The 24,796-nt window shown below is 60.4% G+C and carries 21 protein-coding genes; 8 read left to right on the plus strand and 13 right to left on the minus strand.

Annotated elements, in window-relative coordinates:
* Positions 1-3: 3 nt before the first annotated feature.
* The 3 genes from BLW80_RS17320 to BLW80_RS17330 form a co-directional block, all read right to left on the minus strand.
* Positions 4-417 carry a RidA family protein gene (locus tag BLW80_RS17320; protein WP_170849690.1) on the minus strand — a complete coding sequence of 138 codons (414 nt, stop codon included), beginning with the start codon at positions 415-417 and terminating at the stop codon, positions 4-6.
* Positions 418-514: 97 nt separating this feature from the next.
* Positions 515-1,840 (minus strand): ABC transporter substrate-binding protein, encoded by a 1,326-nt coding sequence (locus tag BLW80_RS17325; RefSeq protein WP_093758875.1) that lies wholly within the window; start codon positions 1,838-1,840, stop codon positions 515-517.
* Between the two features lie 73 nt (positions 1,841-1,913).
* Entirely contained in the window at positions 1,914-2,981 is a 1,068-nt protein-coding gene (locus BLW80_RS17330; RefSeq protein WP_089267200.1) for an ABC transporter ATP-binding protein, read from the minus strand.
* 234 nt (positions 2,982-3,215) lie between these two features.
* Between BLW80_RS17330 and BLW80_RS17335 the strand changes: the two genes are divergently transcribed.
* The 3 genes from BLW80_RS17335 (at position 3,216) to BLW80_RS17345 (ending at position 6,679) form a co-directional block, all read left to right on the plus strand.
* Positions 3,216-5,054 (plus strand): IlvD/Edd family dehydratase, encoded by a 1,839-nt coding sequence (locus tag BLW80_RS17335; RefSeq protein ID WP_093758876.1) that lies wholly within the window; start codon positions 3,216-3,218, stop codon positions 5,052-5,054.
* Positions 5,055-5,181: 127 nt separating this feature from the next.
* The gene (locus tag BLW80_RS17340; RefSeq protein ID WP_068730627.1) at positions 5,182-5,916 is read left to right on the plus strand and encodes an SDR family oxidoreductase; all 735 of its coding nucleotides are present in this window, start codon (positions 5,182-5,184) and stop codon (positions 5,914-5,916) included.
* A gap of 16 nt (positions 5,917-5,932) precedes the next feature.
* Entirely contained in the window at positions 5,933-6,679 is a 747-nt protein-coding gene (locus BLW80_RS17345) for an SDR family NAD(P)-dependent oxidoreductase (RefSeq protein WP_093758877.1), read from the plus strand.
* 16 nt (positions 6,680-6,695) lie between these two features.
* Here BLW80_RS17345 and BLW80_RS17350 read toward each other — a convergent pair whose 3' ends face one another.
* From BLW80_RS17350 to BLW80_RS17375, 6 genes are all read right to left on the minus strand, one after another.
* Positions 6,696-7,484, minus strand: coding sequence for an energy transducer TonB family protein (locus BLW80_RS17350; RefSeq protein WP_093758878.1), 789 nt, complete (start codon positions 7,482-7,484; stop codon positions 6,696-6,698).
* A 15-nt stretch (positions 7,485-7,499) separates the two neighbouring features.
* The gene (gene exbD, locus BLW80_RS17355; protein WP_093758879.1) at positions 7,500-7,982 is read right to left on the minus strand and encodes a TonB system transport protein ExbD; all 483 of its coding nucleotides are present in this window, start codon (positions 7,980-7,982) and stop codon (positions 7,500-7,502) included.
* A gap of 2 nt (positions 7,983-7,984) precedes the next feature.
* Positions 7,985-8,914 carry a tonB-system energizer ExbB gene (gene exbB, locus BLW80_RS17360; RefSeq protein ID WP_093758880.1) on the minus strand — a complete coding sequence of 310 codons (930 nt, stop codon included), beginning with the start codon at positions 8,912-8,914 and terminating at the stop codon, positions 7,985-7,987.
* 2 nt (positions 8,915-8,916) lie between these two features.
* Complete coding sequence (locus BLW80_RS17365; protein ID WP_093758881.1) at positions 8,917-9,606, minus strand: Fe2+-dependent dioxygenase; 690 nt, start codon at positions 9,604-9,606, stop codon at positions 8,917-8,919.
* A gap of 3 nt (positions 9,607-9,609) precedes the next feature.
* Positions 9,610-12,057: a TonB-dependent receptor gene (locus tag BLW80_RS17370; RefSeq protein WP_093758882.1), complete on the minus strand. Its 2,448-nt coding sequence runs from the start codon at positions 12,055-12,057 to the stop codon at positions 9,610-9,612.
* A gap of 176 nt (positions 12,058-12,233) precedes the next feature.
* Positions 12,234-12,473: a hypothetical protein gene (locus tag BLW80_RS17375; RefSeq protein ID WP_089267192.1), complete on the minus strand. Its 240-nt coding sequence runs from the start codon at positions 12,471-12,473 to the stop codon at positions 12,234-12,236.
* Positions 12,474-12,811: 338 nt separating this feature from the next.
* Here BLW80_RS17375 and BLW80_RS17380 point away from each other — a divergent pair, with 338 nt between their 5' ends.
* Both BLW80_RS17380 and BLW80_RS17385 read left to right on the plus strand, forming a co-directional pair.
* The gene (locus BLW80_RS17380; RefSeq protein ID WP_093758883.1) at positions 12,812-13,978 is read left to right on the plus strand and encodes an efflux RND transporter periplasmic adaptor subunit; all 1,167 of its coding nucleotides are present in this window, start codon (positions 12,812-12,814) and stop codon (positions 13,976-13,978) included.
* Positions 13,979-13,980: 2 nt separating this feature from the next.
* Complete coding sequence (locus BLW80_RS17385) at positions 13,981-17,124, plus strand: multidrug efflux RND transporter permease subunit (RefSeq protein WP_093758884.1); 3,144 nt, start codon at positions 13,981-13,983, stop codon at positions 17,122-17,124.
* Positions 17,125-17,136: 12 nt separating this feature from the next.
* Here the strand turns inward: BLW80_RS17385 and BLW80_RS17390 are convergent, their stop codons facing one another.
* Positions 17,137-17,862, minus strand: coding sequence for a spermine/spermidine synthase domain-containing protein (locus BLW80_RS17390; protein WP_210185332.1), 726 nt, complete (start codon positions 17,860-17,862; stop codon positions 17,137-17,139).
* Positions 17,863-18,050: 188 nt separating this feature from the next.
* Between BLW80_RS17390 and BLW80_RS30400 the strand changes: the two genes are divergently transcribed.
* Entirely contained in the window at positions 18,051-18,248 is a 198-nt protein-coding gene (locus BLW80_RS30400) for a response regulator (RefSeq protein ID WP_170849691.1), read from the plus strand.
* On the opposite strand, the gene BLW80_RS17400 is transcribed toward BLW80_RS30400, so the two are convergent.
* From BLW80_RS17400 to BLW80_RS17410, 3 genes are all read right to left on the minus strand, one after another.
* On the minus strand, positions 18,224-18,550 hold the full coding sequence (locus BLW80_RS17400; protein ID WP_068730616.1) for a pilus assembly protein PilZ: 327 nt from the start codon (positions 18,548-18,550) through the stop codon (positions 18,224-18,226). The genes BLW80_RS30400 and BLW80_RS17400 overlap by 25 nt on opposite strands.
* Positions 18,551-18,558: 8 nt before the next feature.
* On the minus strand, positions 18,559-19,440 hold the full coding sequence (locus BLW80_RS17405) for a CheR family methyltransferase (RefSeq protein ID WP_093758887.1): 882 nt from the start codon (positions 19,438-19,440) through the stop codon (positions 18,559-18,561).
* 305 nt (positions 19,441-19,745) lie between these two features.
* Positions 19,746-21,437, minus strand: coding sequence for a methyl-accepting chemotaxis protein (locus BLW80_RS17410; RefSeq protein ID WP_093758888.1), 1,692 nt, complete (start codon positions 21,435-21,437; stop codon positions 19,746-19,748).
* A gap of 1,215 nt (positions 21,438-22,652) precedes the next feature.
* Between BLW80_RS17410 and BLW80_RS17420 the strand changes: the two genes are divergently transcribed.
* A complete protein-coding gene (locus BLW80_RS17420; protein ID WP_093758890.1) occupies positions 22,653-23,792 on the plus strand; it encodes a thioesterase domain-containing protein in 1,140 nt (379 codons plus the stop codon).
* Positions 23,789-24,796 carry an NAD(+) synthase gene (gene nadE, locus BLW80_RS17425; protein ID WP_093758891.1) on the plus strand — a complete coding sequence of 336 codons (1,008 nt, stop codon included), beginning with the start codon at positions 23,789-23,791 and terminating at the stop codon, positions 24,794-24,796. The genes BLW80_RS17420 and nadE overlap by 4 nt, the downstream gene beginning before the upstream one ends.

Genomic DNA, 24,796 nt, shown 5'->3' on the forward strand with positions numbered 1-24,796 from the left:
CGGTTACGGCAGGATCGCTTCGCCCTCGATCTCGACACGTGCGTGCGGATCGATCAGAGCGGAAACCTGAACCAGTGTCATTGCTGGAAAATGCTTGCCGAGCGTCGCGCCCCAGGCTTCGCCTATGGCGGGGCCGGACGTCTTGAATGCGTTGATGTCGGTCACATAAGCGCGCAACATCACGATTTGCTTTGGTTCGCCGCCCGCTGCCTTCAGCACGGTGACGAGATTCTCCATCGCGTAGCGCCACTGCGTTCCGAAGTCGGATTCCGCGGCGACCTCGCCCTGCCCGTTCTGCTTGCCGAGTTGACCGGAGATGCGGATGCTCCGCGTGCCGCCGGCCACCACCGCATGCGCGAAACCGCGCGGCCGCGCCCAGCCTTCCGGGAGAACAGTCTTGTAGTCGATCTCTGGCATTCCCATTCCCATCGTTCAGGCAGCCTTTTGTGAAACGAAATTCACGGCTGCTCGGAGAGTTGCCGGCGCGGGTCGCTCCGCGCCGGCAAGGTCGTCCTCAGGCGCGGAAGATGCGCTTCGCCGCGCGCTCGGCAGACGACATCGCGGTCTTCACGTCCTCGCGGCCCGTGCAGTAATTGGCGTACATGTCGACGACCACGAAGTCGGCGATCGCCGCCGCCGCATTCTCGCTCATCTGCGCTTCGCCCGCCGGGGTCGATGCCGTCGAAGCCACGTCGCGATATGGCGTGTTCTTCGGATCGGCAGTCCAGATCGGGTTCTTCTCGAAAGCGAGCTGGAACGGCGACAGGTAACCCTGGGCTGACTCGACCCATGGATTGAACTGCTCCGGCTCCATCATGAAGGCGGTGAACGCCTTGCAAGCCTGCGGGAACTTGGTGAAGGAGAAGATCAGGATCGGGAAGCCAAGATGAAGCTCACGCCGCTTGCCGTCCAGACCGACGGGCAAATGTGCATGGTTCATGTCTTCGGCAATCGCCGGGGCTTCCTTCTTCGCGGTCACATAGACCGAGATGCCGTTGGTGGTCAGATGCAGCTGGCCAGCGAGGAATGCCTTGTTGTTCGACGAGTCGTTCCACGACGCGGTGCCCGGAATGAAGTTGTCATAGAGGCCCTTCACATATTCCAGCGACTTTGCAGTCTCCGGAGAATTGATCGTGACCTTGTTGTCCTTGTCGATCAGCTTGCCGCCATGAGCCCATAGCGCCCAGTGTACCCAGCCATTGGCATCGCCCGACGCATGACCGAGCGCCATGCCCGCCGGCGTGCCGTTCTTGTTCATGCCCTTCACGAGATCCGAGAAACCGGCGAGATCGTTCGGGAACGTCTTGTGCCCGGCCTTCTCCGCAGCAGCGACGCGGTAGTTTACGAGGCCACCGGTGGCAGCAACCGGAACGCCGATCCACTTGCCGTTATACATGCCGTATTGCTTGCCGGACTCGGCCCAGCCGCCGTTCTTCTTGCCGAGATAGTCGGCGACGTCAGAGACGTCCATGCACTTGGTCGGGAACAGGAACGGCAGGGAGTACAGGCCCCAGACCATATCGAGGCCCTGCCCGGTATTCGCCGCGACCGAAGCCTTCGGCTGAATGTCGTCATAGGATTCGTTGGAGACGGAGATGGTGACGCCGGTCGCCTTCTGGAAGGCATCGACGATCTTCATGAAGGCCACGTCTTCGGCTTCGACGAAGCGCTTCCAGCGCAGCAGGTTGATCTTGGCGCCGGCTTCCGGCTTCCACTGTGAGGCCTGCGCCCAGGCTTTTGCGTAGCCCAGCAATTGATCCGCGGACATGGTCGCCGCAGCAGCAAGCGTGATCGCGCCGCCCTTGAGCAGAGATCGGCGATCCGGTGTAAATCCAGTCATCTTTCGTCTTCTCCCTGTAATATTGGTTCGTTGATCGACCAATGTTTTGAAATTGATTTGGCGGAAAAGCGCGTCAGTTGACGCGCTTGCCGGTCTCCTTGTCGAACAGATGCGCAGAATTCGCGCGCGGCCTGAGATGAATCTTGTCGCCCGGCGCGACCGGACGTCGATCACGGAAGATCGCGATGATGTCCTGGGTGCCGATACGTGCGACGACCTGAGTCTCCGACCCCATCGGCTCGACCACCACGACCTCGGCCTCGATGCCGTCATCGGCGAATTCGAGATGCTCGGGACGAATGCCGTAAGTGACAGCCTTGTCGTTCCCTGCCGCAGGCGCTGCCGTGATCGGCAGCTTCGCGCCATTGGCGGTTTCCACCCAGGGCTGGCCGCCATTCACCTTCAGCGTGCCTTCGAGGAAATTCATCGCGGGCGATCCGATGAAGCCCGCAACGAACTTGTTCTCGGGACGATCGTAGAGCTCCAATGGAGCGCCCATCTGCTCGACGATGCCGTCCTGCATCACCACGATCTTGTCGGCCATGGTCATGGCCTCGATCTGGTCATGCGTCACATAGACCGTCGTGGTCTTGAGGCGCTGATGCAGTTCCTTGATCTCGGCGCGCATGGCGACGCGCAGCTTGGCATCGAGATTCGACAGTGGCTCGTCGAACAAAAACACCTGCGGGTCACGCACAATGGCGCGGCCCATGGCCACGCGCTGGCGCTGACCACCCGACAACTGCCGGGGGAAACGCTCAAGCAATCGCCTCAAATCGAGAATATCGGCGGCGCGATTGACCTTCTGATCGATCTCGCTTTTGTCGGCGCCGCGCAGCTTGAGCGAAAAGCCCATATTCTGGGCAACCGTCATATGCGGATACAGCGCGTAATTCTGGAACACCATGGCGATGTCGCGCTCTTTCGGCTGGACATCATTGACCACGCGATCGCCGATCGAAATCGTTCCGGACGTGATCTTCTCCAGGCCCGCCAACATGCGCAGCAATGTGGATTTTCCGCAGCCGGATGGCCCAACCAGAACCACGAATTGGCCATCCTCGATGGGGACCGACACGCCGTGGAGAACCTCAAAACCGCCAAAAGACTTACGAACGTCGTGAATCTGCACGGACGCCATACATTTCCCTCCCAAATGTCCCATTTTAGAGACTGCGTCCTCCGATTGCCGGAGCCGCCTGTTCTTACTTGTCTGACATCCTACCAGATTTTCTGGCGGCGTGTCGTTGGATCATAGTCGTAGAAAAACTTCGCAGATGCAAACGTTGCGAAGCAGCCAGTGGCGTGCAAACATTCGTGACCAATCAAAAGAGACGACGCACCAGAATATAAAGTGTGCGCTGCGGGAGAAATGATGACCAAGCCGACTTCGTCCACGCCGACTGCGGGGACCTCGCCTGCAAAGGCAACCAAGCGCAAACTTCGTTCGAGCGAATGGTTCAACGATCCCCACAATCCCGGAATGACTGCACTCTATCTTGAGCGCTATCTGAACTACGGCCTGACGCGTCACGAATTGCAGTCCGGCAAGCCGATCATCGGCATTGCGCAGACCGGCAACGACCTGTCGCCCTGTAATCGCCATCATCTCGAACTCGCCAAGCGCGTACGCGAAGGCATTACCGCCGCCGGCGGTCTGGTGATGGAATTCCCGGTACATCCGATTCAGGAAACCGGAAAGCGACCGACTGCGGCGCTTGATCGCAACCTTGCTTATCTTGGCCTTGTGGAAATCCTGTTCGGCTATCCGCTCGATGGCGTGGTGCTGACAACCGGCTGCGACAAAACCACGCCTGCCTGCTTGATGGCAGCGGCTACCGTAAATCTGCCCGCCATCGTGTTGTCCGGCGGGCCGATGTTGAATGGTTGGCATGAAGGCCAACGCACCGGCTCCGGCACCGTGGTGTGGAAATCGCGTGAGCGGCTGGCCGCCGGCGAGATCGGCTACGAAGAATTCATGACGCTGGTCGCGTCCTCAGCGCCATCGGTCGGCCATTGCAACACCATGGGCACCGCGTCGACGATGAACTCGCTGGCCGAAGCATTGGGCATGTCACTGCCCGGCTGCGCGGCGATTCCGGCGCCCTATCGTGAGCGCGGCCAGATTGCCTATGAGACGGGCAGCCGTATCGTCGACATGGTGTGGGAGGACCTCAAACCGTCGGACATCCTGACGCGCAAGGCGTTCGAGAACTGCATCGTGGTCAACTCTGCCATTGGCGGCTCGACCAACGCCCCTATCCATATCAACGCGCTGGCGCGTCATATCGGCGTCGAACTCGATATCGACGACTGGCAGAAATTCGGCCATGACGTACCGCTGCTGGTCAACATGCAGCCGGCCGGCTTCTATCTCGGCGAGGAATATCATCGCGCCGGTGGTGTGCCTTCGGTGGTCCGCGAGCTGATGAAGCACAAGCGCATCCATGAGGATGTGATCACGGTGAACGGCAAGACCATGGGGGAAAATTGCGCCGCCTCGCCCAAACCGGACAACGACGTCATCTGGTCCTATGACAAGCCGCTGGTGGCTGATGCCGGCTTCCTCGTCCTGCGCGGCAATCTGTTTGATTCCGCGATCATGAAGACCTCGGTGATCTCCAAGGAATTCCGCGATCGCTATCTGATCAATCCGAAGGATCCGAACGCATTTGAAGGCCGCGCCATCGTGTTCGAGGGGCCGGAGGATTATCACGACCGCATTGACGACGCCTCGCTCGATATTGACGAGCATTGCATCCTGTTCGTGCGCGGCACCGGCCCGATCGGCTATCCCGGCGGCGCGGAAGTCGTGAACATGCAGCCGCCTGCTGCGCTGATCAAACGCGGCATTCTCTCCCTGCCCTGCATCGGCGATGGCCGGCAGTCGGGCACATCCGGCTCACCGTCGATCCTCAACGCGACACCTGAAGCGGCAGCCAATGGGGGCCTCGCAATCCTGAAAACGGGCGACAAGGTGCGCATCGATCTCAACAAGGGCTCGGCGAATATCCTGATCTCCGACGAGGAGCTGAAGCGACGTCGCGCCGAACTGATGGCCAATGGCGGCTTCAAGCATCCGGCCAACCAGACGCCGTGGCAAGAACTCTACCGCAACACCGTCGGCCAGCAGGCCACCGGCGCCTGCCTTGAGCTGGCAACGCGCTATCGCGATATCGCCGGCACGGTCGGGACGGCGCGGCATAATCACTAATCCCTCGGTCGTCATTGCGAGCGCAGCGAAGCAATCCAGTCTTTCTTCTTGGCTTCTGGATTGCTTCGTCGCTTCGCTCCTCGCAATGACGGCGGAGAGTGAACGAAAAACTTCAGGGAGATTTCACATGTCTGACCGCTTGAAAGGCAAACGCGCCTTCGTCACCGCGGGCGCCGTCGGTATCGGCCGCGCCTGTGCACTGGCCTTTGCGCGCGAAGGCGCAACGGTATTCGCCACCGATATCGACGACAAGGGCGTGGCGCTGCTAACCAAGGATGGTATCGCCGAGACTGCACGGCTCGACGTGCGCGACACGGCTGCCGTCGAAGCGATGGCGAAGAAGGTCGGCGATATCGACATCCTGCTCAACGCCGCCGGCTTCGTGCATCACGGCGCAGCACTGGAATGCTCCGATTCCGACTGGGATTTCTCGTTCGACCTGAACGTCAAATCGATGCATCGGACCATCCGTGCGTTCCTGCCCGGCATGCTCGCGCGCGGCAATGGTGCGATTGTCAACATTTCCTCCGCCGCCGGTGTCTTCAAGGCAGCGCCTAACCGCTACGTCTATGGCGCAACCAAAGCTGCCGTCGCCGCCCTCACCCGTGCTGTGGCTGTCGACTACATCACCAAAGGCATTCGCTGCAACGCGATCTGCCCCGGCACGATCGAAACGCCGTCGATGCTCGACCGCGCCGCGGCCGCAGGCCCGAATGGCCGCGAGCTGTTCGTCAGCCGGCAGCCGATGGGACGTCTCGGCACCGCCGAGGAGATCGCATCCCTCGCCGTCTATCTCGCTAGCGACGAGAGCGCCTTCACCACCGGCGTCGCGCACATCATCGACGGCGGCTGGACGCTGTAACCGAGGACATCGCATCATGAACAAGATCGATTTGAACGGCCGCTGCGCCGTGGTCACGGGCGGCGCCCAGGGCTTTGGCCGCGCGATCACCGAACGCTTCGTGGCTTCCGGCGCCAAGGTGGCGATCTGGGATCAGGATATTGACCTGGCCGTAAAAACGGCGAGCGAAATCGGCGACGAAGTGATTGCCCTCAAAGTCGACGTCACCGACGTGGCTTCAATTGATGAAGCTCGCGCTGCGACGCTTCAAGAGTTCGGCAAGATCGATATCCTGGTCAACAATGCCGGCATCACTGGATTCAACAAGCCGGTGTGGGAGATCGATTACGACGATTGGCGCAAGGTGATGCGCATCAATCTTGACGGCCCGTTCCTGTGCTGCAAGGCCGTCGTGCCAGTGATGCTGAAGCAGAATTACGGCCGCATCGTCAACATCGCCTCGATCGCCGGCAAGGAAGGCAATCCGAATGCCTCGCACTATTCGGCGTCGAAGGCCGGCCTGATCGCGCTGACCAAGTCGCTCGGCAAGGAACTGGCCGGCCACGAGATCAACGTCAACGCCATCACGCCTGCGGCCGCGAAGACGGCGATTTTCGACCAGATGACGGAACAGCATATCAACTTCATGCTGTCGAAGATTCCGAAAGGACGTTTCGTGCTGGTGCAGGAACTGGCCGCAATGGCTGCCTGGCTGGCCTCGGAAGACTGCGCCTTCTCGACCGGCGCGGTGTTCGATATTTCGGGCGGACGGGCGACCTACTAAGTCGCCCTTCTCGTCGTCAACCCTTGCCCTTGACGCGGAAGATCACGGGCACGGTGAAGCTCAGGCCGTCGTCGGCGATCAACGGCGGCGGCGCCGGCAGCGGGTCTGAGCGGCGGACCATGGCAACCGCGGCTTCGTCGAATGCGGCGTCGCCGGAGCCCTTCACGACCCGCACAGCCAGGACCTTGCCGACGCGGTCGATCTCGAAATTCACCGTCACTTCAGCCGTCTTCTGCTGGCGCTCCTGCGGATAGCGCTTGTTCTTTTCGAGATAGGCGCTGAGCTGCTTGGACCAGATTGTCGACAGGCGCTTCTTGTCGGTGCCGATGCCGCCCTGCTGCGCCTGCGCTTTCTCGCCGGTCTTGGAATCATCGAGCTTCTGCTGTGCGGCGGCTTCCGACGCGACGGATTCCTGCGACGCCTGCTGCTGCTTCTGCGCTTTTTCAGGCGTCTCTTCTTCCAGCTTGGTCGCCTTGCTCTCGGTCACGACCTGATCGGGTTCTTCGCTCTCGTGCGGCGTCTCCTTGGGGAGATCGCTCTGCTTCTCGACAGCCTTCTGCTCCTGAACGGCCGGAGATGCGGTCGAGGCCTCCGAATCCGGGCCCTGCGGAAGATCGGTCGGCTCGACGTCGGGCGACACCATTTCCATCCCGACTTCGATGGCATTGGCGCCGAGGCCGTCGTCGTCCTCTTCCTGCTGCATCTCGAATACAGCCGCAGCGATGCCGCCGACATGCAGCAGCACGGCGACAAGCGCCGCGATCAGCCACAGTCGCCAGGACGACTTTCTATCGAGCTCGGACATAGCGCTTCCGTAACGTCAGGGCTTCGGCGCGTCAGGTGCAGCGATCGGTGCCGGCGATGCCGCAGCGGCATCCGGAACACCTTCCAGTGCAACAAGCTTGGTCTTCTGATAGCCACCGGCACGCAGCCGTTCCATCACATCGAAGAATTCGCCATAGGGCACCGCGCGATCGACGCGCAGGAAGATCGGACGATCCTTGTTGCCATCGCCCATCGCATCGAGCTGACGCACCAGATCGACACGCTTGACCATGTTCTCGCCTATCGCGACAGCGAGATCCGGCTTGATGCTCACATAGGTCGGCTTGTCCGGCTTCTTCTGCGGCGTCACCGTGGAAGACGGGAGATTGATCGGCAGGTCCACCGTCGACAGCGGCGCGGCCACCATGAAGATGATCAGCAGAACCAGAATGACGTCGATGAAGGGCGTGACGTTGATTTCGTGATTCTCACCGAAATCATCATCGTCGTCTGCACCTTCGGAAAGCGACATACCCATGATTATTCAGCCGCTGCGCGTGCGTGTGAACTCGAATGCGTGCGATCAAGATCGCGTGACAGCAGACGACCGGCGGCGCCCTGCGCACGGCCGACGATTTCCATGTAGGCCTTCGTCACGCGCGAGAAGTGATTGTAGATGATGACCGCCGGGATCGCCGCGACGAGGCCGATGGCGGTCGCCAGCAGCGCTTCGGCGATACCGGGCGCGACGACGGCGAGATTCGTGGTCTGCGACTTCGAGATGCCGATGAAGCTGTTCATGATGCCCCAGACGGTGCCGAACAGTCCGACGAACGGCGACGTTGCGCCAATGGTCGCGAGGATGCCCATACCGGTGCGTACCTTGCGGCCCTCCGCGCGAACGATTTCGCCAAAGCTCGACGCGGCGCGCTCCTTGATGCCTTCATCGCTCGAAATGCCGGCGGACATCCGCCCTTCCCGCATCGCGGCCGCCAACAGGCGCGACAGGATCGTGCCGCGCTCGCCGAGCGCCATCTGCGCTTCCGACAGCGAACGCGATTCACCGATCTTGCGGAGCGCGGCCTTCAAGCGACGCATGGCCCAGGTCAGTTCCATCATCTTGAAAATGCCGACCGTCCAGGTGACGACCGATGCGAAAGCCAGACCCACCATCACCGCCTTGACGATGATGTCGGCACCCATGAACATTTTCCAGGGCGACAGATCGTGCTCACCGGTCGCGACCATCGGCCTGGGCGCGGCCTCCATCACCGGGCTAACAAGAGCTGTCGAAGCGGCCGGGCTCGCCACTGGGCTGCTCGGCTGAGCAGTTACCGGGGCCGGCGCCGCAGCGGGAGCTGCCTGAGTAACCACCGGCGCCACGGGCTTTGCAGCCTGCTGCGCAATGATTGGCGAAGCAAACGCGACCACTGCCAGCACAGCCAGCGACTTAAGAACAGTTCTAAACAAGCTTATACCTCGGCCCAGTAGCGGATGAGATTATGATAGATGCCCGTCAATTTGACCGTTTCTGGGTCGTCTCTTCCGAGACGTTCAACTAGGCTCTGAATCGCGCTGTCGAGATCGAAGATCATGCTGCGCGCATGAGCATCACGTATCATGCTCTGTAGCCAGAAAAAAGACGCTACGCGCATACCTGCCCTTAGAGGCGTTACAAGGTGCAAACTGGAAGCAGGATAAAGTACGAGGTGGCCGGCCGGCAGCTTCACCTCGTGTGAGCCGTAATTGTCTTCAATGACAAGCTCACCGCCCTCATATTCCTCGGGCTCAGAGAGGAACAATGTCACTGACAGATCAGTGCGGATACGCATGCCGGTGAGATGGTCGCCTCGCACTGCATTGTCGACGTGCACGCCGAAGTGATGTCCATCCGACGAGACGTAACGATTGAACAGCGGCGGGAAGATATGCAGCGGAATTGCTGCAGATAAGAACCGCGGGTTCGACGTCAGCGCCGAGATGATGCGATTGCCGAGCGCGCGGGCCACATCGCTGTCCGGCGGCAGTTGCTCATTTCGTTTGACCAGAGCCGATTGCGCACCGGCAGTCGAGCGACCGTCCTCCCAACCGGCCGCATCCATGATGCGGCGGAACTCCGCCACATCACTTTTGCTCAAGACATCAGGGATGCAAATCAGCATCCTCTAGAACTTCCCACTGAGAACAAGTGTTCCCGACCGCCCCGGCGCCACCAGCACGAACGGTGCAGCACTGTTGTAGAAGCCGTCATAGTAGAGCTTGTTGGTGAGGTTGTTGACGAACAGCTTGAGGGTGATGTTCTTGTCGATCTTCTTCTCGACGAACATGTCGAAGCGCCAGAATTCCGGCAGGACCGTCGTGGTGGTCGTGTACAGAATGCCACCGGTGCGCTGCGACTGATAGGTCGCCTGCCCGCCCAGCTCCCAGCCATAGTCGAACTTGTACTTGGTCATCAGGTTGAACGACTGATGCGCGATATTGGCGAGATCGCGCCCGATGAAAGCAGGCGTTGCCGAGTTCAGCACCTTGGATTCCATCAGAACCAGACCACCGAATACGCTCCAGCGATCGGTGATCTTGCCGGCGACACCGAGATCAATGCCGCGGATTCGGTATGACGCGCCAGCCACGACCTGCGTGGTACCGGCAACGGTCAACTGCTCACGCGCGTTGCTCTTGGTGGTCTCGAACAGGGCACCGGTCAGCAACAGATGGCGATCGAACAGTTCCCACTTGGTACCGACTTCCGCCGACTTGTTCTTTTCCGGCGCGAACACCTGATTATAGGCGCCCGTGAGGTTGAAGCCGCCGTAGCGTGCGTCGGTGCCGTCCAGTTCCGCACCGACCGGGTTGGTCGACGTCGCATAGGCTGCATAGACGCTGCCATAGGGTAGCGGCTTCAACGTCAGGCCGACATTCCAGTTTACATTTCCGCTATCTGCCTTTTGCGGGAACGTCGTGGTCGTCGCGAACGGCTTGCCTGCGCTGACGCTGTAGTCGTCATAGCGGATGCCGGTGTTCAGATAGACGATGTCGTTGTAGTTCGCCGTGTTGATGGCGTAGCCCGCATTGGTGTCGACCTTGATCACCGTTGGGTTGTTGGCACGTGTGGGCTGCGCAAAAGCCGAATAGGTCAGATACGGATTGTTGATCGGAACGATCACCGAACCGATGCTCGTGCTTCCACCTGGCAGCGACTCCGTCGTCAGGCCCGTAAAGGTGTCGATGTCGACCTTTTCGCGCGAGATTTCGGCGCCGACGATTGTCGTGTGCCTGATCGGGCCGGTGTCGAACTTGAACTTGAAGTCCGACTGGTTGGCGATCGTATCCGTGGTCTGATAGCGGCTGACGGCGTTGAGCTGCACCAGGCCGAAGCCGCCGGCAGCGTCGGAGACGTAGCCGGGAATGCCGACGCGGGGCGCTTCCGGCAAGGTGCCGACATAGGCCAGAGTCGAGCGTTCCAGCCGCATCTTGTTCGAGAAAGTGACGTCGGGCGTCAGTGCGACTTCGGTGTTCAGCGAGCCGATATCCTGACGGGCATGCTGGAAGTCGCGATTGGCGAAGCCATAGTAGTTGTTGCGGTTCGCGATGCCGGTTTCCGTTGATGGCTTGTTGGCCGCGCGGTCCCATGGAATACCGAAATCCGGGATCGAATTGAGGTCTGTGTGAATGTAGTTGGCCGTGACCTTTACGGCGTCGACCGGCGTCCACTTGATGGCCGCGAAGCCTCCCCAGCGATCGTCAGTCGTGGTGTTGCGGCCAGCAACATTGGCGTCCTGAAACAGGCCGCCGGCGCGCACCGACACCGTCGGGCTCAGCACCTGATTGGCGTCGATGGTGACGCGCTTGGTGGCATCGGTACCGAACGCGGTATCGATATTGGTGAAGTTCTTGTCGCCTGCCTGTTTGGTGACGATGTTGATCGCACCGCCGGCAGTGCCGCGTCCGGCGAAGGACGATGCCGGACCGCGCAGGATCTCGACCTGTTCGGTGAAGAAGTTTTCACGAATACTGACGGCCGGGTCGCGGATACCGTCGACGAACACGTCATTGCGGGCATCGAAGCCGCGGATGAAGAAGCGATCGCCGAAAGCGTTGCCGCCCTCACCAGTGCCGAGCGTCACGCCGGCTGTCGAACGGACGGCATCGCGCAGCGACGTCGCATTCTTGTCCTCGAGAACTTCCCTGGTGAGCACCGTGACCGTGCGCGGCGTATCCAGCAGCTTCTCGGTGAATTTTCCGCCCGCAAGCCGATCACCTTTATAGGGCGCGGAGGGATCAGCATAAGGATCAGCGGCTAGTCCGCCGGCATTCGGAAACGGCACCGGCGCGACCGGCACCGGTTGAGCCCGGCGGGCGGCGCGGCGGAGCGCGGTGCGCGCGCGAATCTGGTCCGGACTTGGCTTCGACGCCGCCGGCCGGGGCCGGGCAACCGGGGCATCCACTGTGACCGGCGGAAGGGTGGATTGCTGCGCTTCGGCACCGCTGAACGACGCAACCGCGATAAGACCCGCAACCGCCGTTACTTTTCGGCCAGAATGGGGATCGGCGCCCTCGCCGACACGAACCTCAGAAACAGCACGCAAAGACCGCGGCATTTTCGCCGTACCCATCGAATTCCCCCAAAACTGCGACACCAGGACGCATCAAGTGCGATAATTTGTCCCATGGACGTAGTCGGCAGGAGAACGGGTGGTCAACGCAATTGGGCGAGATTGCAGGCTTCTTATGTTTGAATATGTCTAGATTGGTCGCGGCAGCTACCTAGAGGTAATATGAAACGGCCACCCTATTCGCTGCTCGGCGGCTTCATCAGCGAGAACATCTCGTCGACGGTCTGCAGCGCAGACTGCCTTACCCGATCCGTATTCTCCATGCCGGCGATGTTGATGCCACGCACGACGGCTTTGATCTCGTCCCGATAGTCGGTCAGGAAGCGCAGCGGATCTGGCGAGTCATTGGCGACGCGCGCGATCAATCCGGTAATCAAAATCTGACAGGCGATCATCCGCCCATTCAACTCGTCCATGTCCCGCTCCGGATCGATTACATTTACAAGCCGCAATGTCGGCTTCGACGAGGCTATGGCGGATACGACGCGCAGTTACAACACCAGGCGCTTCTCACTGCGCCGATGGATTGTCCAAGACGCCGCATAAAACGAGGCGCAGTGTCCTGTTGGAACGATGCGAGAAATCACGCGTAAATCATAGTGAACATGAAGATTTGGCAATGAAGCACGCGTTCAAGCGGTCGTGTGTTTACAGCATTTGAGTCGACACCTAGCTGATCAGGAGCCGCCCAAGCGGGCGCGCATTGGACGCGCATGTCTGCGTCAGTGGCTGCCAAGAGATTGATGAGATCACCATGACAACGCTTACCCGTTTTCGATGGACTGGGCTGATTGTTCTGGCGCTGCTTGCGGCCGGCGGAACTATCGCATGGCAGCATTACGGAGCTACCGGAGCACAGCAGGCGAATGCCGACAAACCGCGCGGCCCTGCCCCCGTCCCGGTGAAAATTGCATCTGTCGAAAAAGCTGATTTCCCCGTTTATCTCGGCGGTTTGGGGACCGTGCAGGGGTTCAACACCGTGGTCGTGCGGACCCGTGTCGATGGTCAGATCGACACGATCGCTTTCACCGAAGGACAGATCGTCAAGGAGGGTGACCTGCTCGCACAGATCGATCCGCGCCCGTTCCAGGCGGCGCTCGATCAGGCCAAGGCCAAGAAGGCGCAGGACGAAGCCAATCTCGCCAATGCCAATCTGGATTTGCAGCGCTTCACCAAACTCGGCGAATTCGCGACACGGCAACAGACAGACACACAACGCTCCACTGTGCAGCAGTTGAGCGCGCAGATCGCTGCCGACGATGCCGCGATCTCGAATGCACAGACCCAACTCGCTTACACCACGATCAAGGCGCCGATCTCCGGCCGCGTCGGCTTTCGTCAGGTCGACAAAGGTAACATCGTCAATGCCGCGACCCAGACCGGCATCGTCACTATCGCGCAGATCGAGCCGATCGCCGTGATCTTCACCGCGCCTGAACAGAACCTCATCGACATCAGCCAGTCGCTCGCGGAACATCCGCTCAAGGTGATCGCGCTGACCACCGACGGAAAGCGGACGCTCTCGGAAGGCACGCTCGCGGTCATCAATAATCAGGTGGATACGACCAGCGGCACGATCCGGCTCAAGGCGGTATTCGACAACAAGGACCACGTGCTGTGGCCCGGCCTCTCAGTCTCGACGCGGCTGCTGGTGACCACCCTGAAGGATGCGACCGTCATTCCCGACGATGCCGTTCAGCATGGGGCCGACGGGCTCTATGCCTTTGCGGTCGGGGCTGACAACAAAGCCGAGCTGAAGAAAATCAAGGTCGGCCGTTCCATCGATGGCCGCACGGTGGTCGAGGACGGGCTGAGCGCGGGCGAGCGCGTTATCGTCGCCGGGCAATATAAAGTGCAGCCGGGCGCGCTGGTGGCGACGTCGGTCGCAACATCCGCAGCCACTCCGGCGAAAGGCGAATAGCCATGAACGGAGGAATTTCAGCACCGTTCATTCGCTATCCGATCGCAACATCATTGCTGATGGCCGGCATCCTGTTTGTCGGCCTGGTCTCCTATCCCCAGCTTCCCGTCGCGCCTTTGCCGCAGGTCGACTTCCCGACCATCCAGGTCGCCGCCACCCTGCCCGGCGCCAGCCCCGAGACCATGGCGTCCTCGGTGGCGCAGCCGCTGGAGCGACAGCTCGCGCAGATCCCCGGCGTGGCGCAGATGACCTCGACGAGTTCGCTCGGCACATCTGCAGTCACGATCCAGTTCGATCTCAACCGCTCGATCGACGGCGCCGCCAATGACGTGCAAGCCGCGATCAATGCCGCCGGCGGACAATTGCCGAAGACGCTTCCGAGCCCGCCCACCTATCGCAAGGTCAACCCGGCGGACTCGCCGATCATGCTGCTGTCGGCGACATCGGACACGCTGCCCATTACAACGGTCAGCGACAGTGTCGATGCGCAACTGGCGCAGCAGATCAGCCAGATCTCCGGCGTCGCCCAGGTTACAATCGGCGGCCAGCAAAAGCCGGCGATCCGCATCCAGATCGATCCCGCCAAGCTGGTTGCCAAGGGGCTGCAACTCGAGGACATCCGCAGCCAGATCGCGATCACCACCGTCGACAGCCCGAAAGGCAATATCGACGGCGCGACCCGCAGCTACACGATCTACGCCAACGACCAGTTGCCGGAATCGAAGGACTGGAACGATGTCATCATCGCCTATCGCAATGGTGGCCCGCTGCGGATCAAGGATATCGGCACGGCGGTGACCGGCCCCGAAGACGCCAAGCAGGCGGCCTGGGCTAATGGCAAGCGCGGCGTGTTTCTGGTGATCTTCAAGCAGCCCGGCGCCAACGTCATCGACACTGTCGACAAGATCAAGGCCGAGCTGCCGCGTCTGGTGGCCGCGATCCCGCCGACCGTGAAGATCGAGGTCCTCAGCGATCGCACGCAGACCATCCGCGCCGCCGTGCAGGATGTCCAGTTCACCCTGCTGCTGACCATCGCCCTCGTCGTGATGGTGATCTTCGTCTTCCTGCGCAGCGTCTGGGCCACCGTTATTCCCAGCGTGACCGTACCGCTCGCATTGCTCGGCGCCTGCGCGCTGATGTGGGTGTTCGGCTATACGCTCGACAATCTGTCGCTGATGGCGCTGACCATCTCGGTCGGCTTCGTGGTCGACGACGCCATCGTGATGCTGGAAAACATCACTAGATATATCGAGGAAGGCGAAACACCGATGGCTGCCGCGCTGAAAGGCGCGGGTGAAATCGGCTTCACCATTGTCTCGATCAGCGTTTCGCTGGTCGCCGTGCTGATCCCGCTCCTGCTGATGGGCGGCATTATCGGCCGCCTGTTCCGCGAATTCGCCGTGACACTGACCATGACGATTTTCGTCTCGCTGGTGGTGTCGCTGACGCTGACCCCAATGATGGCCTCGCGCTTCCTGCGCGAGGAGAAACACGCCAAGCATGGCCGGCTCTATCAGCTCAGCGAGAACGCCTTCGACGCTCTGCTGCGCGCTTATGAGCGCGGCCTCGACCTCGTGCTGCGCTGGCGCCTGACGACGCTGATGGTGTTCTTCGCCACACTCGTCCTGTCGGTCTATCTGTTCATGATTATCCCAAAGGGCTTCTTCCCACAGCAGGACACCGGCCTGATCACCGCTTCCTCCGAAGCGTCGCAGGATATTTCCTTTGCAGACATGAAGGTCCACCAGGAAGAACTCGGCAAGATCGTGCAGGCCGATCCCGACGTCGCCAGCGTCGCCATGTCGATCGGCGGCAGCGGCGGTGCGCTCAATACCGGGCGCATGTTCATCACGCTGAAGCCACGCGACGAACGTTCCGCCAATGCGCAACAGATCATCACACGGCTGCGACCGAAGCTGGAGAAGGTTCAGGGCGCACGCCTGTTCATGCAGGCGGCACAGGATATCCGGCTCGGTGGCCGGGCCACCCGCACCCAGTTCGAATACACGCTGCAGGACGCCAATCTGGCCGAACTGAACGAGTGGGCGCCGAAGATTCTGGCCAAGATGCAGACGCTGCCGGGTCTACGCGACGTCGCCACCGACCAGCAGACCAAGGGCACGACGCTGACGCTGACCATCGATCGCGACAACGCTTCGCGCTACGGCATCCAGCCGCAACTGATCGACGACACACTGTATGACGCATTCGGCCAGCGTCAGGTCGCGCAGTATTTCACGCAGTTGAACAGCTATCACGTCATTCTCGAGATATTGCCCGAGATGCAGGGCAAGCTCGATTCACTCGACAAGATCTATATCAAGTCGCCGACGACAAGCGACATGGTGCCACTGTCGGCCTTTGCCAAATGGACGACGGTGCCCGTGCGGCCGCTTTCGATCAGCCATCAGGGCCAATTCCCGGCGATCACCATCAGCTTCAATCTGGCGCAGGGCGTTGCCCTCGGACAGGCGACCGATGCCGTACAGGCTGCCATGCAGGATATCGGCGCGCCTTCGACCTTGCGCGGCACCTTCCAGGGCACGGCGCAGGCGTTCCAGCAGTCGCTCTCGACGGTGCCGCTGCTGATCCTCGCCGCACTGGTCGTGGTCTATCTGATCCTCGGCATTCTCTATGAGAGCTACATCCACCCGCTGACGATCCTATCCACCTTGCCCTCGGCGGGCGTCGGCGCGCTGGCGATCCTGATGGCGTTCGGGTTCGATTTCAGTCTGATCGCGCTGATCGGCATCGTGCTGCTGATCGGCATCGTCAAGAAGAACGGCATCATGCTGGTGGACTTCGCCATTGCTGCCGAGCGCGACGAACATCTTGAACCGGAAGAAGCCATCCGCAAGGCCGCTATCCTGCGTTTCCGCCCGATCATGATGACGACCATGGCGGCGCTGCTCGGCGGCGTGCCGTTGATGCTCGGCACCGGCACCGGTTCGGAAATCCGCCAGCCGCTCGGCTACGCGATGGTCGGCGGCCTGATCGTCAGCCAGGCGCTGACGCTGTTCACGACACCAGTGGTCTATGTCTATCTCGACAAGCTTTCCAATATCATGTCGAGCTGGGGGCGATCGAAGCGCGACGACGATAACCGGTCGGACAAGCAGATGCTGGCGAAACAGGCCGCCGAATAGCGCAACGGCGCGCTATGCGGCCTCTTCGATCCTGGTGCCGACATAGACGGTGTTGGACACTTCCTCGTCGGCATTCAGATTGTCGAAGGCCACGACATGCGCGGTGACGGCGCCAAAGACACTCTCCATCACGGCCGTGAATGCAGCTTCTGGTGGGTCGTTCGACCACAGCGCAAACACGCCGCCGGGCTTGAGATGCTCCGACAGACGCTGCAGCCCGGCCGCCGTATAGAGCACGGCATGGCTCGGATGCAGCAGGTTGTCCGGCGCATGATCGATATCGACCAGTATTGCATCGAAGCGACGACCGGGTTCGTCGGGATCGAGATGACCACCCGTCGAGGTCGCCATCTTGAAGAAATCGCCATGGACGAGACGGCAGCGCCCGTCCGCCGACAATTCGCGGCCGATCGGGATCAGGCCGGCCTGATGCCATTCGATCACTTCGGGCAGCGCATCAATGACGACCAGCGAACCGACCTTCTCATGCGCGAGAACCGCCTGCGCCGTGTAGCCCAGACCGAGACCGCCAACGACAACATCCAGCCCACGACCGGTTAGCGACGCCAGGCCGATATCCGCCAGCGCGATCTCGGCAGCCGTGAATGCGCTCGACATCAGAAATTCGTCGCCGAGCTTGATTTCAAAGATATCGATATCGGTCCCCGGCTTCCGCCGACGTCGCAGGGTCAGGACACCCATCGGCGTCGGGCGATAATCCAGTTCTTCGAACATCATGCTCATATCCGACCATGTACATGGCGCGTGCAACCCGGCAACAACGAAATGCCCCAAGTGTGCAAATCTGGACAGACACCTCCGGCGAAATGACTAAACACTTGGCGTCGTCGGCGATTCGTCGCGTCACGGTTGCGTGTTGCGTGGAGAGTGACTGCAGGCTCACTCCAGCGCGCGGGGGCGCCGCCATGAAACGCATGCTGGTCGTCGACGACGACCCACTCGTGTCCATGTCCATTAGGCTGACACTGGAACGCGAGGGCTTCGAAACCGTCTCGGCCGATGGTGGCGAGATCGGTCTATTCGTGTTGGAAGATACAAGCTTCGATGTGATGATCGTCGATATCTTGATGCCGCATGATCAGGCGTCAGCCATATCGCCGTGATCGCTCTTCGCCGGCGATTTCTTCTTGCTACCTTTGGTGTTCAGGAAGCGAATATCGATCTGCGCACCGTTGACCTTGACCAGTTCGCAGCGGCGATAGGCAAGTCCGGTCGATGACAGCAGCAGGAAGAACTCTTTCAGATTGAGGCCCTCGATGGAGGTCTCGAGTATCAACTCAGCATCATGACTCGACACAGCCTTCAGCACGCAACTGCGCCGCCATGTGCCGTCGATGGCCATGATCCAGACATTGTAGCCACGCCCGAAAATGACGCGCCCGTTGGTTGCAACTTCTTCTGCCATGACCGCTCCTACGCCCGCATACTGGCGGGAGACGTCTTCAGTCCGGCACCCATGTCGGGCACGATCGATGGCGACGCTTGCGCGCTCACCGGCAGATAGACACCGCGACGATTGGGGCAAACCCGATAGCGGTCGGTCAGACCGACCACGGTCTCGGCTGCGCCCAGGAACAGATAGCCGTCAGGTTCGCTGGCTTTTGCAAGCCTGCCGAAGATCTCGCTCTTGGTCGCCTGATCGAAATAAATCAGCACATTGCGGCAGAAGATGACGTCGAACTTGCCGAGATGCGCGTAGTCCTGCAGCAGGTTGAACTGCTTGAACTGAATCATCGCGCGGATGTCGGCATTGAGCTGCCACGTCGTGCCGGTCTGCTTGAAGTGTTTCACCAGCAACTGGATCGGCAGGCCGCGCTGCACCTCGAACTGGGTGTAGACGCCAGTGCGTGATTTTTCGAGCACTTCTGGCGAGAGATCCGTGGCCACGATCTCGACGCGCCACCCCGTCAGCGCGGCGCCGAGTTCCTTCATGATCATGGCGAGCGAATATGGTTCCTGCCCGGTCGAGCCAGCCGCGCACCAGATCCGCAGACTGCGCTTGCCAGCGCGCGCCTTGATCAGCTCGGGAATGACCGTGTTCTGAAAATGCTCGAACGGTGTCTTGTCGCGAAAGAAGAAGGTCTCGTTGGTAGTCATGGCTTCGACCACATCCAAGATCATCGGCTCGGAACCGGCTTTCATCTTCTGAACGAGTTCGCTGATCCCGGCGACACCGGCCTTGCGCGCCAGCGGCATCAATCTGCTTTCGAGCAGGTACTTCTTGTCGGCCGATAGCACCAATCCGGAACGATCTTTCAGAATCTTCTGCAAATACTCATAATCGATAGGGGTCATGGTCTCTTTCTAAGACGCAACGCCGGTCCAAATAACTTGCAGCGACGACGGTATGCCGCTGCGTGCAAAAAGCGCGTAGTACACGATTGCAGCAAATGACTAAGAGATCGCCAAGACGCCGCAGGACGTTGCGCAGCGCCGGGCACAAAGTTGAGAAGCGCGGCCACATAACCGTTACACGCGGTAGCCCATAACCTGCGCAAACAGAACAGCGCACCAAGCGAATGGGTGGAAGGCGGCGTCAATTGACAATGAAAAAAGCCGGCGCTCTCGCGCCGGCTTCAATGTCTCGATATCTCGTAGCGTCAGGCTGCGCGTACGGCGTTCAGGAACTTGCTGACCTCGACCTTCAGACGCGTGCTGTCCGAGGACAGCGACTGCGCTGCGGAGAGCACCTGCGAGGATGCCGAGCCGGTCTCGCTGGCGCCACGCTGAACGTCGGTGATGTTCGACGAGACTTGCATGGTACCCTGCGCTGCCTGCTGGACGTTGCGGGAGATTTCCTGGGTCGCAGCGCCCTGCTCTTCCACCGCCGAGGCGATCGTCGAAGCGATCTCGGACATCCGGCCGATGGTGTCCCCGATCTCCTTGATGGCACCAACCGATTCCTGCGTCGCCGCCTGGATGCCGGAGATCTGCGTCGAGATCTCACCGGTGGCTTTCGCCGTCTGCTCGGCCAGCGCCTTCACTTCCGATGCCACCACCGCGAAGCCACGACCGGCCTCGCCGGCACGCGCGGCTTCGATAGTTGCGTTGAGCGCCAGAAGATTGGTCTGGCCGGCGATGTTGTTGATCAGCTCGACGACGTCACCGATGCGAGCGGCCGCACTGGCAAGCGCGCTGACGCGATCGTTGGTCAGGCGGGCCTGATCTACGGCCTGATTGGCGATGCTGGCCGATTCCTGCACCTGACGGCTGATTTCGTTCACTGACGAGGCCATCTCCTCGGTCGCCGAAGCAACCGACTGCACATTGGTCGAGGCCTCCTCCGAAGCGGCTGCCACGGTCGTTGTCAGCTCCTGAGAACGTTCGGCAGTCGCGGTCAACGTGCTGGCAGAGGCTTCCAGTTCGGTCGAAGCGGACGACACCGTCTCGACGATCTCGCCGATCATCGTTTCGAATTCGCGGGTGATGCTATCGACGCGGCGACCACGCTCGATCTTGGCTTCTGCATCGGCTGCTGCTGCTTCGTCCGCGGCACGCTTGTCGATCAGCGCCTGCTTGAAGATCTGCAGCGCGTCTCCCATCGTGCCGATCTCGGTCTTCATGCCCTGATGCGGCACGACCGCGGTCAGATCGCCCTGGCCCAATGCCTGCATCGGCTTGACGATCGATGCGATGCCGCTGGAGACGTCCCGCACGAGATAAATACCAATACCGATGCCGAGCAACGCCGAGACGACGAGGATTGCGACAACCATCATGAAGGCTGCGTCGTAATTGGCCAGGGCGTCTGCACCGGCAGTGTCGGAGCCCCTGAGATTGAGCTCGATGTCCTTGTTCAGGACTTCGTCAGCTTTCAGGCCGATCGGATTCACAGTCTTCGTGTTCAACGCATTGGCTTCCTGCGGCATCTTGCCGGCGCTCTTGCGCGACAGATCCATCACATCGAGCGTGCCCTTCTTGTAGCTGTCCCAGAGCTTGCTCCATTCCTCGTAGAGCGCGCGCTCTTCCGGAGAGGTGATCAGCTTCTCATACTTCGCACGGATGCCGTTGTTGCTCGTGACCACCGTCTCCAGGGTCTTCTCATTGGCCAGCTTTTCTTCCAGCGTCTCGGACAGCATGTGCTGACGGATCACGTTGCGATAGGTGATTGTACCCGAGCGCAAATCGCCAAGGAAACGCACGCTTGGCAGCCAGCTGGTCTGGATATCCACCGCATTGGCGTTGATCGCCTGCATCTTCCGAACCGCGATCAGGCCGAGACCCGTCATCGCAAGCAGCAAAAATGAAAGAACAATGGTGATCTTGGCGCGAATAGACAGGCTGGCGAGCATGACGAAGGGTCCCTCGGTTTTCGACCGTTGGTCCGCAATGTGCGGGGTGTCGTTGAAATGAAGCAGTCAGCAGAAGTGCAATGGCAGAGCGACGAACACGGGGTTTGATGACTTTCTTGTTATCAAGTCCCGTTCCTGCAATTTGTAGGTATTATGTAAACCGTTGGTAAAGGTGCGACATTCTGACTGAACAAAAGTGAACTGAAGCTCTCTTTTTCGATGGCCTGCAATATCAGCCAGTTAGCAACGAGTATCTGAGGTTGACAGCCACAACTCCACTACTTGTGGAGGCGTGCCGGCGTAAGCTAGCGACGACGTAGTGCCCTTGGGCAAAGTAGCGAATCAAAATCGCAACTTTTGGTTCCAGCTGCCGACATACCGACCTGAAGTTTATCCGTCGCTCGACGTGGGGACGACGCGGCGTGCGAACACGACTGAGCGTGCCGGCTGGAGAATCAGGAGCAATCTGGTCCAGATATTTTCCAGTCAGATTATAGCCGCCCAATTGCATCTCAATCCGAAGATAGTAGCTGCGCCCCGTGCCGGTTGATTTGGTAGGTCTGGGACGACATGCAGCTGGGACACCGGAACGTCCTCCGATCGCCGGGCAGACTGGCTCTAGGCTGTGCCACAATCTTGATAAGAGTGCGTGCCCCCCCGCAACGGCGGCACAGCAACAGATCGACTGCTGGTAGTTTCGTTGCTCTCACATCGATACCTCCGCGGAGTGAAGTCATCGACTCAAGTCCGGTTGTCTTACTCCATTCCACAACTTTTACTATGCGGTGCTCCGTTGCAGCGATGATCGCCCGGCAGCTTTCAAAGAGTTCCTTCGCCTCAGCTTGGGAGCGGGCCCGGTCATTGGTGAAGGTGCGGCCCTCAAGCACCTTTCTGAACATGTTCCGGACGACATACTGCACCAGTCGTCATTACAGCGCTGGGCATTCATATCGAGCTGGTGTTCAGCACAGCGCCTGGCTTGCCATTTTCCAGCAATACGGAACCGAGCCGCCTCGATCATGGCGTGCTCGTGAGAATGAGCAGCAATCCCGCCGTGCCAACCGAGATGATCGCGGGAATCAATGAATCTCAGCGGCAGCGCCGCCGCGACATAATGGCACACCGTTGTCCCATCTGTCGGCGACGTCCTTCAAACGCAGGATGTCGAAATTTCCATGCCCGGCGATAACAAGCTTTAGGCTCGGCAGGTGACCTATGGCTCGGACTTATCTCCAACCAGAAGTGGTGGAACGACCGGCCGACCCGTTCGTCAACCAGAGGCTGCGGCCCTCATGGGCGCAGGGACGCGAGCCGACGATCTATCAAATCGTGCGGGATGCCCAGTCCACGAGTTTCAACACCCCCAACATGCCTGGAACCTCGGAGGAAGCCGACGATTTATCAAGGCTGCAGCGGTGCATTCAGGAGATAGAGAGCGCCACCGGGCTGGAGCTCTCGGTCGCACACTTCGCGCTCGATATGACAGCCGCGGAGATGGTCAAGGCGATTGTGTCCGGCAAGGCAACCGCCAAAGCCGTGGGCGTGCAAGCCGATCTGCGTCCCATCCTGTTCCTGTTGCCGGGGTCCCTCGGTTACGGTCCGAGCATGGCCGCTTTTGCAGCGGGGCTCGGCAAGATCGCCCGGGTCGTCCCGATCAAATACCCCGACCTGGGGAGCATCCTCGCCGGAAATAACACGGTCGCCTCCATGGCAGATGCGGCGGTGGAGCAAATCCGCCGGAGCCAACCCGTCGGACATGTTCGCCTTCTCGGCCATTCCCTTGGTGGTGTGGTGGCATTCGAAGTTGCGGCGCGGCTGCTGGAAGCACGGCGGTCCATCAAGTTCCTGGGGATTCTCGATACAGCGATTATCAACGAGGGCCGCGATTACCGGGAGACGCTCGCCCGAACGTTGCGGCGGCTCCGCGCCAATCGTGTGAACATTTCGCGAATAGCCTGCCGAGCACTCGCAAAGGTTACGGCAGCAATCGGTGGCGAGGCCCCCCTTACCTGGATGCTTCATCGCTATGCGCGAGGGAAGTTCAACGCCACCTGCTTCCGAATTAGGCTTGAGCTGCAAGAGGTGTTGCGGTCGCGAGCTTTCTACCAATGGTTGGCGTCGCCTAGGCCGTCTTTGCCGATCGGAGCTACACTGTTTCGCTGCAACCGAGATGGAGCGCCGCAATCGCTCGGCTGGGATTGCTCACTCGCAAGCCTGGACGTGATCCCCGTCGCAGGCACGCATATCGAGCTCGTCGTCGAGCCCTACCTCGCCACCAACCTTCCCTTGGTCGAGAGTGCGGTCGTGCAAACCTACACGCCGGCCGATTTTTGCAAGCGGAAAGCGCTGTCATGACCCTTGCTGCGCACATTCCGACTGCGCGGGAGTTTGGCAATAACGTATTGGCGCTCGATCCCGCTGCCGAAGTCGAGAGGATTGTCCAGACGCTACGCCAACAGGTCTTGAGCGTGTTGGGGCGCCGCGGCGCCGTCGTTGGTCTTTCCGGCGGCATCGACAGCTCCGTCGTCGCGGCGTTGTGCGTGCGTGCATTCGGCAACGACAAGGTCTTGGGCATCTTCATGCCCGAGCACCATTCTTCGGACGATTCGCTGAGGCTCGGCCGCAGTTGGGCGGCGCAGCTTGGCATCGATACTGTGTTGGAAGACATATCGCCCGCCCTCGAGGGGCTCGGCGCCTATCGCCGGCAGATCGAGGCAATCCGGACTGTCGTTCCTGAATATGACGACGGCTGGAAATGCAAGCTGGTGCTACCGTCGGTTTTCGCGAGCAACGGATTGAATATCACCCGTCTCACGGTTCAGAGCCGCGACGGCAGCACCCGCACCGTTCGTCTGTCGTCAAACGCCTATCTCCAGATCGTCGCCGCGACCAATTTCAAGCAGCGCGTCCGCAAGATGACGGAGTACTACCACGCCGACCGCCTCCGATATGCGGTCGCCGGCACACCGAACCGTCTCGAGCACGACCTGGGCTTTTTCGTCAAGCAGGGCGACGGAATTGCGGACGTGATGCCGATCGCCCATCTCTACAAGACGCAGGTCTATCAGCTCGCGGAATATCTCGAGGTCGAGGAGGAGATCCAGCGCAGGCCACCGACCACGGATACGTTCTCGATGCCGCAGAGCCAGGAGGAGTTCTATTTTGCGCTGCCTTATCACCAGATGGATCTGTGCCTTTACGCGGTGAATCACGGGATTCCGTCAGACGAAGTCGCAGAGGCTATCGGACTGACAGCAGCCCAGGTCGATTTGGTATTCAGGGATATTGACGCCAAGCGTCGTGTCACGCGCTACCTCCACGCACGACCCCTGCTCGTCACTCAAGTGTTCGAGGACTAA

Source organism: Tardiphaga sp. OK245, from assembly GCF_900108575.1.
GTDB classification, from domain to species: Bacteria; Pseudomonadota; Alphaproteobacteria; order Rhizobiales; family Xanthobacteraceae; genus Tardiphaga; species Tardiphaga robiniae.

Coding starts and splice junctions, on each gene's coding strand:
- BLW80_RS17420 (WP_093758890.1), top strand. CDS start 22,653: ATGGCTCGGACTTATCTCCAACCAGAAGTGGTGGAACGACCGGCCGAC.
- BLW80_RS17365 (WP_093758881.1), bottom strand. CDS start 9,606: ATGCTGATTTGCATCCCTGATGTCTTGAGCAAAAGTGATGTGGCGGAG.
- BLW80_RS17325 (WP_093758875.1), bottom strand. CDS start 1,840: ATGACTGGATTTACACCGGATCGCCGATCTCTGCTCAAGGGCGGCGCG.
- BLW80_RS17345 (WP_093758877.1), top strand. CDS start 5,933: ATGAACAAGATCGATTTGAACGGCCGCTGCGCCGTGGTCACGGGCGGC.
- BLW80_RS17335 (WP_093758876.1), top strand. CDS start 3,216: ATGACCAAGCCGACTTCGTCCACGCCGACTGCGGGGACCTCGCCTGCA.
- BLW80_RS17370 (WP_093758882.1), bottom strand. CDS start 12,057: ATGGGTACGGCGAAAATGCCGCGGTCTTTGCGTGCTGTTTCTGAGGTT.
- BLW80_RS17400 (WP_068730616.1), bottom strand. CDS start 18,550: ATGGCAGAAGAAGTTGCAACCAACGGGCGCGTCATTTTCGGGCGTGGC.
- BLW80_RS17340 (WP_068730627.1), top strand. CDS start 5,182: ATGTCTGACCGCTTGAAAGGCAAACGCGCCTTCGTCACCGCGGGCGCC.
- nadE (WP_093758891.1), top strand. CDS start 23,789: ATGACCCTTGCTGCGCACATTCCGACTGCGCGGGAGTTTGGCAATAAC.
- BLW80_RS17410 (WP_093758888.1), bottom strand. CDS start 21,437: ATGCTCGCCAGCCTGTCTATTCGCGCCAAGATCACCATTGTTCTTTCA.
- BLW80_RS30400 (WP_170849691.1), top strand. CDS start 18,051: ATGAAACGCATGCTGGTCGTCGACGACGACCCACTCGTGTCCATGTCC.
- BLW80_RS17390 (WP_210185332.1), bottom strand. CDS start 17,862: ATGATGTTCGAAGAACTGGATTATCGCCCGACGCCGATGGGTGTCCTG.
- BLW80_RS17320 (WP_170849690.1), bottom strand. CDS start 417: ATGCCAGAGATCGACTACAAGACTGTTCTCCCGGAAGGCTGGGCGCGG.
- exbD (WP_093758879.1), bottom strand. CDS start 7,982: ATGGGTATGTCGCTTTCCGAAGGTGCAGACGACGATGATGATTTCGGT.
- BLW80_RS17375 (WP_089267192.1), bottom strand. CDS start 12,473: ATGGACGAGTTGAATGGGCGGATGATCGCCTGTCAGATTTTGATTACC.
- BLW80_RS17350 (WP_093758878.1), bottom strand. CDS start 7,484: ATGTCCGAGCTCGATAGAAAGTCGTCCTGGCGACTGTGGCTGATCGCG.
- BLW80_RS17405 (WP_093758887.1), bottom strand. CDS start 19,440: ATGACCCCTATCGATTATGAGTATTTGCAGAAGATTCTGAAAGATCGT.
- BLW80_RS17385 (WP_093758884.1), top strand. CDS start 13,981: ATGAACGGAGGAATTTCAGCACCGTTCATTCGCTATCCGATCGCAACA.
- BLW80_RS17330 (WP_089267200.1), bottom strand. CDS start 2,981: ATGGCGTCCGTGCAGATTCACGACGTTCGTAAGTCTTTTGGCGGTTTT.
- BLW80_RS17380 (WP_093758883.1), top strand. CDS start 12,812: ATGACAACGCTTACCCGTTTTCGATGGACTGGGCTGATTGTTCTGGCG.